Genomic DNA, 9,620 nt, shown 5'->3' with positions numbered 1-9,620 from the left:
ATGGGCACGTCGTTGAGCGATGCCGGCGCGCCGCGGTAGTGCTTGAGCAGCAGGTACTTGGCCATCATGTTCTCCTTTTGGTGCGGTGCGGCCCATTGTGGCCGATTCACTCCGGGGACGAAGCCGCGCGCGAGTTCTCGACATCCCACGGCGACATTTCCTGACCATCTTCTCTGTCGGGGCCACAATCCTGCTAGGGGTGGGTGTCTCGTCCAGTCCGGTGATGATGGCCTCTAGTCTCGGGTCGGGTTGGCGTGATGCTTGACCCACCGCGCCTCTCGGTGGTCCCAGTAGCGGGTGCGATCGTGGGGGTGGGCGCGACCGTTGAGCGGTGAAGCGGGCGTAGCCGTTCCCGTCGCGGTTTTCCTGTGCGATCCTGCGTTGGCGTCGAGAGAACCACCGGCTGTCCGGTGCCCGATGGAAGGGCTACGGTGGGGCAGCCTGTGCGCCCGTAGAACCACGTCGTGGGTGTGGTGTGCACCTGCGCCGCCACTGATCGAACGGTCCCGCACCTCGTTGACGTCGATGTGCCAGCTGTCATCGAGGAGCGCCGCCACATCATCGGGTGTGACCCAGTCATCGGGGTCGAAGCCGTGCTCGCGCGCCGCATTCGCGTCGCGGATGTCGTGGTGTACAACCAGCAAGATGCCGCCCGGTGCGACGGCGGAGATCAACGCGCGTTCTGCGGCATGGTCAGCGGTACTGCGCAAGGCGGGGTACTGGGCGGAGACCAGGTCGAAACCACCCGTGGGCAAGTCGGCATCGAGCAGTCCGCTCAACACCCAGGTGATGTCCACGTCTTCCCCGGCGGTGTGGACCGCCGCCCGGTCGAGGGCGACCCGAGAAACGTCCAGCGCGGTCACGGCCCATCCCTGGCGGGCGAGCCAGAGCCCGTCGGCGCCTTCACCGCAGCCGACGTCCAGGGCGCGTCCCGGCCGTGCGCCGGTCATCTCGTCAACTAGTGCGCCGTTGGGTTCTCCGCTCCACACGCGATCCCGCTCGCTGTAGCGCGCATCCCATTCGCCTGCCTCGCATGATGTCGTCTTGACTTCGGTGACCTCGCCCGCTTCTTCCATACCCACACAGTGCAATACCACCGACGGTTTCGGCGAGAGTTCTTGCCGGACTGGCAAGAATGCCGCTGCTCGGGGCAGCGCGGCGGGCAGGTTTGCTGTTCTGAATGCGTTCTTATGCGATCCTGACGTGCACCCTGTCCCCGTCGTCTACCCGTGGCTCTATCTGGTCATCGCCCACCTCTCGTTGGAGCGACGACCGGTTGGCTCACAGGGCTCCTCGTAGTCCACCGAGAGTGGCGGTTCGCACGCACCTGAGAAGGCCCAGTGTCAACGAGTAACGATGCGTTCCATCAGTTGCCCCAGGTGGCCCTCGTCCAAGCGAGGAGGATGTCCATCCACACGCGCAGTGGTGGCCGTCCGATCACGGGTACGTCGACGAATACGAGGGAGCGCTGCGGCGAGGGCCAGTCGCGCATGTCGAGTGTCCAGCACCCGGGGTCGGTTCGAAGCCGCTTGTGCACACCACGCTCACCCCGGGCTCGACTGGAGTCAGAACGATACTTCACGTATCGGAGTTGCAACGCGATTTGAATATGTTCGCATGTAATGACTTTCGGTATCACATTGGTGTGTGGATAGTTTCCGCGTTCGTGCACCCACCGGAGTTTGGCGAACTTCGAACAGTGTTGTCGTTTATCATATTTCGGGAACGTCATGAAATCGGTACCGGACACGCAGGAGCATCTCTTCGATGTCGAGGTGCCCGTCTGATTCCGCCTGTTCGATCAGGGCAACGAAGTTCGCTTCCCAGTCGTCCGGAGCATCCGGCGTCGTGGATAGCTCTGCCTCGAGGTGGTGCAGGTCAACCCACAGTTCACCACGTCGCCACCGGGCCAAGGGCGAGAGCCGTCCCACACGACGAATTCGGCAACTCGCCCCTCGATCGATGATGGCGTCGAGACCGGCGGGATCGCCGGTCCAGGCGATCCACGCAGCGGAGACCGAATGGTGTGCATTGATGAACAACCGCATGGTGGATCTTCCGGTCGGTGTCGCGCCGGTGCATGGCGACAGCCGGGGCTGAAGGCATAGCCGAGGCAGTCTCCACTCGATGAGGTGTATTTCCCCAGCGGGCCGACCCTGTTCGGATCAGCAGCGTGGGTGGATGCTACCCGCACGCCTGGGGGTTGTGGTCTGCCTCTCCGGACAGAAGGTGGGTCAGAATCCTGCGCCGGGGGTCATGCCTCCATCGATGACGTACTCGCCTCCAGTGCAGTAGCTCGATTCGTCGCTGGCGAGGAAGAGCACGAGATTGGAGACTTCCTCGGGTTGGCCGTAGCGGGGGATGGCCATTGTCGCATCGGAAGGCGAAGGTGTCAGTGGGCACGTCCATGTCACGGCCCACAGCCCACCTCGGCGTTCTACGCTGAGCGTGATCGGGGGTTCGCAATCAGCTTGGGGTACCGGCGATTCCTGCGAATATCCTTCGTGCTTCGTCTTGACCGTCGAGGATGCGGCTGGTCCTCGTTGTGACCCTCCAGCCGTCGCGGGTGCGGGTGAGCTCCCACCTGTTCGCCGTGACTCTGCTGACCTGATATCCGTTGCCGTCGGGTCGGCGCAGGATCATTTGCGTGTGGCAGAGCGCTACCGCGGCGTCCCCGTCCACGGTGATGTGCGCAGGGCTCATGACGTGTCCGCAGCCCTGACGCAGGAAGCCCTGGTGAGGGTCTGTTCGAACCATCGCTTCGATCTGGCCGCGTCCGTCCATGCGGCCGGTGTCGACGTCATAGACGCCGTTGTCGGTCCACAGTCCGGCGACGAGGTCGGCAAGTCCGCAGTCGACGGCCGGGCCGTAGGAGTGCATCAGCCGCATGATCTCGTTGTGGTCCTCGAGCAGCTGGATTCGGTTCTCCAACGCCTGCATTCGGGATTCGATGTTCGGACCTTTGGGCCTGGTCGTGTCGCTCATGTGATTCCTTTCCGGATGGCCGACGGGCCATCGTCGGAGGGAGCAAAGGGATGTGGTCAGTCCGGGGGGATCGGGATCGTGCCATCGAGGACGGCCTGCCGGATCGTCTCGCGCAGCGCCGAGCAGGTCCTGAGGTGCACCCCCTGGCGGCCCGGAACGGCGTCGACGCGGAACTGTGCGCAGGAGATCTTACAGTCGGCCAGCCACTGCACGGAAGTGTGGTGCCAGCTGAACTTCTCCACCATCACCCGGGTGCTGCAGGTGCTGCATTCCAACGGTTGCATGACGATTCCTCTCAGGTGGGCTTGCCTGCGGCGGTGCTGCGGGCGAGGTTGTCGGCGACTTCCTGTTTCCATGTCTCGACCGGTTTGGTGGTGTCGAGCTCGTACTCGAAGCGGTCCACCATCTCGGGCTTGACGTCTGCGACGTCGACGTAGAACTGCTCATACCAGCGGCGCAGTTGGTAGACGGGGCCGTCCTCGTTGGTGAGCAGGGGGTTGTCGATCCGGGTCTTGTTCTTCCAGATCTCGATGTCCTGCTCGAAACCGACGCCGATGTAGCCGATCATCGCGTCGACCAGTTGGTCGGCGATCGTGGCGGGCACATGGTCGGTCTTCTGGACGGTGATCCCGTACATCAGGACGAACTTGTCGGTGGTGATCGGGTAGTGACAGTTGATGAGGACGGAATCGACGTCGAACTTGTCGTACTCGTAGGTCAGCTCGTCGATCATGAACGAAGGCCCGTGGTAGGCGGCGAGGGACCGGTGTGCCAGCAGTTGGGGGACGTCCGGGTCGGTCCATTCGGTGATGTCCTCACGGCCGACGCCGCTTTGCTCCTGGATCGCGACGTGACCCTCGAAGATGTTCTTGAAGTACGTCGGGAAGGAGAAGTGGACGTAGAAGAAGTGCGCCATGTCGACGACGTTGTCGATGATCTCGCGGCAGTTGGTGTCGATGACGATCGACTTCCACACCCACTCGGTCCACTCGGTGCCTGGCGCCCTCATCACCGGGATCGTCACCTCGGCCGGCGGCGGGTTGCCCTCCGGATCGTGCCAGACGAACAGCAGCCCATCCTGTTCCATGGTCATCCAGGCGCGAGTACGCGCCAGCGGCGGAACCCGTCGCGCGTAAGGGATGTCGGTGCACTTGCCGTTGTCGCCCCAACGCCAGTCGTGGAACGGGCACGCGATCGAATCGCCCTTGACGGTGCCCTGACTCAGGTCGCCGCCCATGTGCCGGCAGTAGGCGTCGAGGATCTTGATCTCACCCTTGCTGTCGGCGAACACCACGAGTCTGGTGCCGAACGCCTCGATCGAGTGCGGGGCGCCGTCCCGAAAGTCCACCACCAGCCCGAGGCAGTGCCACCCCCGGGCGAAGCGGGCAGGCGGGGTGCCCTCGTCGATATAGCGGACCTCGTCGGTTTCATCGATATTCAGGGCAGTCATGGTGGTTTCCTTCCTTCTGGTCTTGGGCTCAGGTCGCGCGCAGCCACTTGCGGCCGCGCCCCCGCCTGGCGTCCGGTCCGAATGCCCAGAACTCGGCGCCATGAGGCGTCCTCGTTGTGACCTCGGCCACCGGTACCTGGCCACCCTGTCAGCGCCAGACGGCGGTGCACCACTTCGGCATCCGTTCAGCGGACGACACGCTGGTCGGCCGCGGTGACCTCGCGTGTCGTCACGTGTTTGCCCGCACCGACTCGGGTTCGACGGAGCCTCGACCTGCAGCGGGCGAACACGAGGCAGCTCCCGCTCACCGGAAGGGGCTCTGGTGATCCACCGGTTCCGAAGCTGTGCTGGGAATGCCTGTCCGTCTCGGACGGCCGGCGGCGCTCCAGTTCGCGACTGCCGCCAGGGAAGGGAGAAGCCGATGTTGCACGGAGAACGCACGGAGAACGTCCCGCCCGCGTCAACCCTCGATCGGCTGTCCCTGGTGCTGGACTGCTTTCGCAGCACGCCGGCTCTGAGCCTCACCGACCTATCTCGCCGAACGGGGATACCACGGACGAGCACTCGTCGGATGCTCGAGCAGTTGGTGCGACTGGGTTGGCTCCGTCGCCGCGGCAGCGAGTTCGAGCTCGGGGACACACTCGTCGAGTTCGGAGCGCTGTCGCTGTACCAGAACAAGTTCGACCGGGTGGTGGCCCCGGTGCTCCGCGAGCTGCATCTTGTTACCGGTCACGTCGTTCATCTCGGTATCCTCGACGGCACCGACGTGGTCTATCTCGAGAAGATCGGCGGCCAGAGGGCCCCCAACCTCCTGACGCGGGTCGGAGACCGCATACCCGCGCGGTCGTCGACAATCGGCAAGATCTTGCTCGCAACCGCCACACAGTCCGATGATGCCTCCGCCGACCTCCGCTCCGAGACCGACAGACTCCGACATCTGGGAATTGCGTTCGGAACCTGCGCCGGAGGATTCAGTTGCATCGGAGTGCGAATCGGTTCCCTGGGCGGAGTGCAAGCCGGGCTCTCGATCAGCGGACCGACGAGCCAAGTGAAGTTCGACCATCGGCATGCCGCACCTGTGCGTATTGCGGCTGCAGCCATCACACAGTACCTCGACTTCGCGTCAGTGACCCGAAGACCTGCCTGACAGTGCCGCTGGGCAAGGCCAAAGCTATTCGACGCCGCCCAGCTTTCGGATCTCGACCTGGCCGAGATCCGCTCGCCGGACCGCCGGCTTGCTCGCGTATCGACCCCGTTGACACCATGTTCTCATGACATCCGAGCTCACCGATTCGCGTCGATTCGATCCCGAAGAAGCAGTGACCGCGCTGTTCGAGCCGCTGCAGGTCCGCTCCCTTGCCCTGCCGAACCGCATCGTCATGTCCCCAATGACGAGGGAGCACTCACCCGGCGGGATCCCCGGCGCGGACGTGGCCGCCTACTACCGGCGGCGCGCAGAGGGCGGCAGCGGTCTGGTGATCACCGAAGGCGTGGCGATCGACCACCCGACCGCCGTCGACAGTCCGAAAGTGCCACGCCTGCACGGCGAAGCGGCACTCGTGGGCTGGCGCGACGTGGTCGACGAAGTTCACGAAGCGGGCGGCCGGATCATCCCGCAGCTCTGGCACGTCGGGCCACTCTGGGGCGCGATGAGCGACGTGGATCCGAGCCTGACGTCTATGCGCCCGTCGGGAGTGTGGGGCCGGGCGGGACGTACCGTCTACCCGGACGACTACATCGCCCGTGCGAGCGCTCCGACCTCGGCGATGACCGAGCAGGACGTCGAGGATGTCATCGCCGCGTACGTGCGCTCGGCCCGCAACGCGGTCGAGGTCGGATTCGACGGGATCGCCATCCACGCCGCACACGGCTACCTCTTGGATTCGTTTCTGTGGGAGTCGACGAACCAACGCACTGATCACTGGGGCGGCGACCTGCAGCGGCGCACCCGGTTCCCGGTGGAAGTGATTCGGGCGATCCGGCGGGAAATCGGTCCGGAACTGCCGATCTTCTTCCGGTTCTCGCAGCACAAGCAGCAGGACTATGGCGCTCGGATCGCGAACACCCCTGCCGAGCTGTCCGTCGTACTGAACGCGCTGATCGACGCGGGAGTGGACGTGCTCGACGCCAGCATTCGCCGTTTTGACCTCCCAGCGTTCGAGGGGAGCGATCTCACACTGGCTGGGTGGGCGAAGAAGCTGACCGGAGCTGTGAGCATGGCCGTGGGCAGCGTCGGCCTGAGTAAGCCACTGCGCGACACGGGCACGCCCGAACCCGCCGACCTCGATGGAGTGTTCCGGCGGTTGAAAAGCAACGAGTTCGATCTGGTCGCGATCGGGCGACTGCACCTGGCCGATCCGGCCCTGGCTCGCGCGCTGCGCCGCGGTGAGCCCATCCCGACCTTCGACCGCGAACGACACGAGGGGCAGCTGTACTGACCTGGATTTCGAGGTCAAGATCGATCTGAGTGTCCACCTGTACCCGTGCTCGTCGAGCCGGACGTGGCCGATGGGGGACCACCAGCGAGGTACCGGAGAGCGACCCCTGCCAGTTCGATCCCCATTTCCACCGATTCATCGACAATGTGATGGTGTCGTTCTGGTGGAGCCGCGGCGACGGTCTCGCCAACCACCAGCTCGGCCAGATCCTCAGCCGCGCAGCAGGTGTGGGTGAGGTTGATCTCGCCGATCCGCAGTCGATCGACCGGGCGCTGCGGATCGCGGTCGCCGATCCCGCGGTGCTGGCCGAGTTGGACCAGTGGTGGCAGATGGTCGAAACCCGGCGGGCCGGAAACGGCACCCGCAACCCGGGTCTGGGCCCGGCGCAGTCGATTCGGTACCTCACCGACCGGCACCGTCACGCCGGCGGCGCTCGGCAAATGCCGCCGGCAGGTCGCCGCCGTCGATCAGACGATCATCAGCGCGAAGGACCTTCCCGAACTCGCGCACCCAGACGCGGAGATGCTCGACTTTCTCGCCCGCTACCTGGAGCCACGTTCCTGGGTCTTGGCCCTGGCGTGACCCCACCGGGGTGAGCCGGTGCCAGGCGCGGGCCACAGGGTTGGACCGGCGAAACCGCCACCCGAGGACGCGACTGCCAGCATTGCCAGTAATGCTTGCATTGTCGGCGATGATGTCGATTCGCTGATCGATGGGGACGTGTCGTTCCCACTGGTAGATGCCGGTAATGGTCGGGTAGTTCAGAGGTTCCAGGGTTGGAGCAGAGCGGTCCGCAGGCTGGGGGAGGCGATTCGGTGGTCGGCTCGTAGGCGGGGGTTGGGGTGTCCGAGGTCGGCGAGGGTTTGTTCCGCGTCCGGTACCGGGATGGGGGAGAGATCGGTGCGGCTGCGCAGCAGGTGACCGGTGGCACCGTGGGTGTGGGGTATCGCGATGGCATCGGAGTCCACGACCGCGGGCGGGTGGATCCATTGGTTGTCGGCGGTGACGAAGATCAGGACAAACCGGTGGAATTGCATCGGATGCAACATTGCGCGCAAATGGGGTCCCGAGATCTGCGCTGCTCAAGGGGAGCGTAGCCCGGTTCGGTACGAATGAGTCCTGACTGGTGAGCAGCGCGAATTCACGTACGCATCATTGATGCATCTGATACAACAGACTGGTGAACGTGCCACTTCCGGGTTCTGCGCGTCTTGTCCTAGCGGATAACGTTGTCCATTTCGATCCTGAGCCGGCGATCCTCGCGGCGATGCTGGAGGGTTGGCGGCGGCAACAATCCGCGCGGTTTCTGCGAGAAACTACCATGCTGAGGCGGCTGCGGTTGATCAGCCGACTGGTCGAGTTCACCGGCTTGTATCCCTGGCAGTGGACGCCGGCCGAGGGTGAGGCGTTCATCGACCATCTGCGGAATCTGGACCCGCCGCGTGCGGTGTCGACAGCGCGGAATTACGAGGTCGTGATCAACCTGTTTCTGGAGTTTTTGCTCGATCCGCGTTACGGGTGGGCCAGCGCATGTGAGGAACGTTTCGGTGAAGTGCCGCAACAGATTTTCCATGACGGCAACTCGATCGTCCATCGAAGCGAGTATGAGGGCGATCCCCGTCGGCGCCCGCTCACCTACGATGAGATTCAGGCGTTGTTCGACGCCGCCGACGCTCGGCCGGGCAAGATCGTCTGCCGGGGCGTGAAGGGTGGACTGGGCGCTGCCCGGGACGCGGCGGTGCTGAAGTTGGTGTATGCGTTCGGCCTACGGCGTACTGAGGCCTCGAAGCTCGACCTGGTCGATCTACGTCGAAATCCGAAGATGGCGCAGTTCGGGAGGTTCGGCAGCCTGATGGTGCGCTTCGGTAAATCGTCGAAGGGATCTGCGCCCAAGCGGCGGTCGGTGCTGCTGGTTCCGGAGATGGACTGGATCATCGAGGTGCTCGAGCAGTGGCTGACCGAATTGCGGCCGAGGTTTTCGCCGGGTGTGCATCCGGCGCTGTGGGTCACCGAACGGGTGGGGCGGTTGCAGCCGCGCTCGATCAACGACGCGTTCGTTGCGGCGAAGCGGGACGCGGGCTTGGACGAGCATCTCGACGTCCATTGCCTGCGCCATTCGGCGGTGACGCACTGGACCGAATTCGGCTATCCCGCAAAGTTTTCCCAGGAGCAGGTGGGGCACTCGCATGCGGCGACGACCGCGATCTACACCGGAGTGTCCAACGAATTCCGCAATCAGATGCTGGTGGCTTCACTGAAGGGCCGGCTCGGCACCGACTGGGACGTGACGTGATGAATAAGAAGATGGGTTACCGCTGGCGGCTGCGGGATTTGATGGCCGACCAGCAGATGTTTCAAACCTCGAATCTGGTGCCGCTGCTCGCTGAGCGTGGCATCACGTTGTCTCGAGAACAGGTCTATCGTTTGGTGACCCAGCCTCCGCAACGACTGAGCATGGATGTGCTGGTCGCACTCTGCGACATCCTCGGCTGCTCGCCGAACGACCTGATCGAACCGGAGGTCGTCAACCAGCAGATCCGTAAAACGGTTGGTGCTGAATCCGATTCGCTCAGTATCGAACCACGTCGAAGCGTGATTCGAAGGCCGGGTCGCAAGTGACGCCCCGGTCTGCCCGGAGCGGCGAACTGTTGTCCGAGGTTCGAGAGCGCTTGATCGGGGTGTTACGCGAGGTCGCCGGTCCGGGCATGTCCGCCGAGACCGCGCAACGCCTGCTGCAGCAGGCACAG

Annotated in this window: 11 protein-coding genes and 2 pseudogenes; 5 read left to right on the top strand and 8 right to left on the bottom strand. The window is 64.3% G+C overall.

Annotation, left to right across the window (positions count from 1 at the left end; genetic code table 11):
* Positions 1-233: 233 nt before the first annotated feature.
* The 7 genes and pseudogenes from AZG88_RS29365 to AZG88_RS29345 all read right to left on the bottom strand — a co-directional run bounded on the left by AZG88_RS29365 (position 234) and on the right by AZG88_RS29345 (position 4,435).
* A complete protein-coding gene (locus AZG88_RS29365) occupies positions 234-1,076 on the bottom strand; it encodes a class I SAM-dependent methyltransferase (RefSeq protein WP_179443319.1) in 843 nt (280 codons plus the stop codon).
* 290 nt (positions 1,077-1,366) lie between these two features.
* On the bottom strand, positions 1,367-1,492 hold the full coding sequence (locus AZG88_RS55155) for a hypothetical protein (RefSeq protein WP_269455083.1): 126 nt from the start codon (positions 1,490-1,492) through the stop codon (positions 1,367-1,369).
* 220 nt (positions 1,493-1,712) lie between these two features.
* The gene (locus AZG88_RS29360) at positions 1,713-2,048 is read right to left on the bottom strand and encodes a hypothetical protein (RefSeq protein ID WP_061699901.1); all 336 of its coding nucleotides are present in this window, start codon (positions 2,046-2,048) and stop codon (positions 1,713-1,715) included.
* A gap of 186 nt (positions 2,049-2,234) precedes the next feature.
* Positions 2,235-2,366, bottom strand: a pseudogene (locus AZG88_RS50745) (SDR family oxidoreductase); the annotation flags it as partial.
* 100 nt (positions 2,367-2,466) lie between these two features.
* Positions 2,467-2,985, bottom strand: coding sequence for a nuclear transport factor 2 family protein (locus tag AZG88_RS29355; protein ID WP_063886911.1), 519 nt, complete (start codon positions 2,983-2,985; stop codon positions 2,467-2,469).
* Positions 2,986-3,041: 56 nt separating this feature from the next.
* Positions 3,042-3,269: a hypothetical protein gene (locus tag AZG88_RS29350; protein WP_061699900.1), complete on the bottom strand. Its 228-nt coding sequence runs from the start codon at positions 3,267-3,269 to the stop codon at positions 3,042-3,044.
* A gap of 11 nt (positions 3,270-3,280) precedes the next feature.
* Entirely contained in the window at positions 3,281-4,435 is a 1,155-nt protein-coding gene (locus AZG88_RS29345; RefSeq protein ID WP_061699899.1) for a Rieske 2Fe-2S domain-containing protein, read from the bottom strand.
* Between the two features lie 421 nt (positions 4,436-4,856).
* Between AZG88_RS29345 and AZG88_RS29340 the strand changes: the two genes are divergently transcribed.
* From AZG88_RS29340 to AZG88_RS50740, 3 genes are all read left to right on the top strand, one after another.
* On the top strand, positions 4,857-5,582 hold the full coding sequence (locus AZG88_RS29340) for an IclR family transcriptional regulator (RefSeq protein WP_061699898.1): 726 nt from the start codon (positions 4,857-4,859) through the stop codon (positions 5,580-5,582).
* A 124-nt stretch (positions 5,583-5,706) separates the two neighbouring features.
* On the top strand, positions 5,707-6,873 hold the full coding sequence (locus tag AZG88_RS29335; RefSeq protein WP_061699897.1) for an NADH:flavin oxidoreductase: 1,167 nt from the start codon (positions 5,707-5,709) through the stop codon (positions 6,871-6,873).
* A 152-nt stretch (positions 6,874-7,025) separates the two neighbouring features.
* Complete coding sequence (locus AZG88_RS50740; protein WP_231914252.1) at positions 7,026-7,469, top strand: hypothetical protein; 444 nt, start codon at positions 7,026-7,028, stop codon at positions 7,467-7,469.
* 165 nt (positions 7,470-7,634) lie between these two features.
* On the opposite strand, the pseudogene AZG88_RS29325 reads toward AZG88_RS50740, so the two are convergent.
* Positions 7,635-7,892 (bottom strand): annotated as a pseudogene (locus AZG88_RS29325) (phosphatidylserine/phosphatidylglycerophosphate/cardiolipin synthase family protein); the annotation flags it as partial.
* 248 nt (positions 7,893-8,140) lie between these two features.
* On the opposite strand from AZG88_RS29325, the gene AZG88_RS29320 reads away from it, so the two are divergent.
* On the top strand, positions 8,141-9,166 hold the full coding sequence (locus AZG88_RS29320) for a tyrosine-type recombinase/integrase (protein WP_061699895.1): 1,026 nt from the start codon (positions 8,141-8,143) through the stop codon (positions 9,164-9,166).
* Positions 9,166-9,492, top strand: coding sequence for a helix-turn-helix domain-containing protein (locus AZG88_RS29315; protein ID WP_061043221.1), 327 nt, complete (start codon positions 9,166-9,168; stop codon positions 9,490-9,492). Before AZG88_RS29320 ends, AZG88_RS29315 begins: the two co-directional genes overlap by 1 nt.
* Positions 9,493-9,620: the final 128 nt, after the last annotated feature.

The sequence above is a fragment of the Rhodococcus sp. LB1 genome (assembly GCF_001583455.1).
Classification (GTDB): Bacteria; Actinomycetota; Actinomycetes; order Mycobacteriales; family Mycobacteriaceae; genus Rhodococcus_F; species Rhodococcus_F opacus.
Note: the sequence above shows the minus strand (reverse complement) of the source record. Positions and strands in the feature narration are given on the sequence as shown.

Excerpts from the sequence above, each read along its gene's own strand:
- AZG88_RS29340 (WP_061699898.1), top strand. The coding sequence starts at position 4,857 with ATGTTGCACGGAGAACGCACGGAGAACGTCCCGCCCGCGTCAACCCTC.
- AZG88_RS29355 (WP_063886911.1), bottom strand. The coding sequence starts at position 2,985 with ATGAGCGACACGACCAGGCCCAAAGGTCCGAACATCGAATCCCGAATG.
- AZG88_RS29320 (WP_061699895.1), top strand. The coding sequence starts at position 8,141 with ATGCTGGAGGGTTGGCGGCGGCAACAATCCGCGCGGTTTCTGCGAGAA.
- AZG88_RS29365 (WP_179443319.1), bottom strand. The coding sequence starts at position 1,076 with ATGGAAGAAGCGGGCGAGGTCACCGAAGTCAAGACGACATCATGCGAG.
- AZG88_RS29360 (WP_061699901.1), bottom strand. The coding sequence starts at position 2,048 with ATGCGGTTGTTCATCAATGCACACCATTCGGTCTCCGCTGCGTGGATC.
- AZG88_RS29335 (WP_061699897.1), top strand. The coding sequence starts at position 5,707 with ATGACATCCGAGCTCACCGATTCGCGTCGATTCGATCCCGAAGAAGCA.
- AZG88_RS29350 (WP_061699900.1), bottom strand. The coding sequence starts at position 3,269 with ATGCAACCGTTGGAATGCAGCACCTGCAGCACCCGGGTGATGGTGGAG.
- AZG88_RS29315 (WP_061043221.1), top strand. The coding sequence starts at position 9,166 with ATGAATAAGAAGATGGGTTACCGCTGGCGGCTGCGGGATTTGATGGCC.
- AZG88_RS55155 (WP_269455083.1), bottom strand. The coding sequence starts at position 1,492 with ATGCGCGACTGGCCCTCGCCGCAGCGCTCCCTCGTATTCGTCGACGTA.
- AZG88_RS29345 (WP_061699899.1), bottom strand. The coding sequence starts at position 4,435 with ATGACTGCCCTGAATATCGATGAAACCGACGAGGTCCGCTATATCGAC.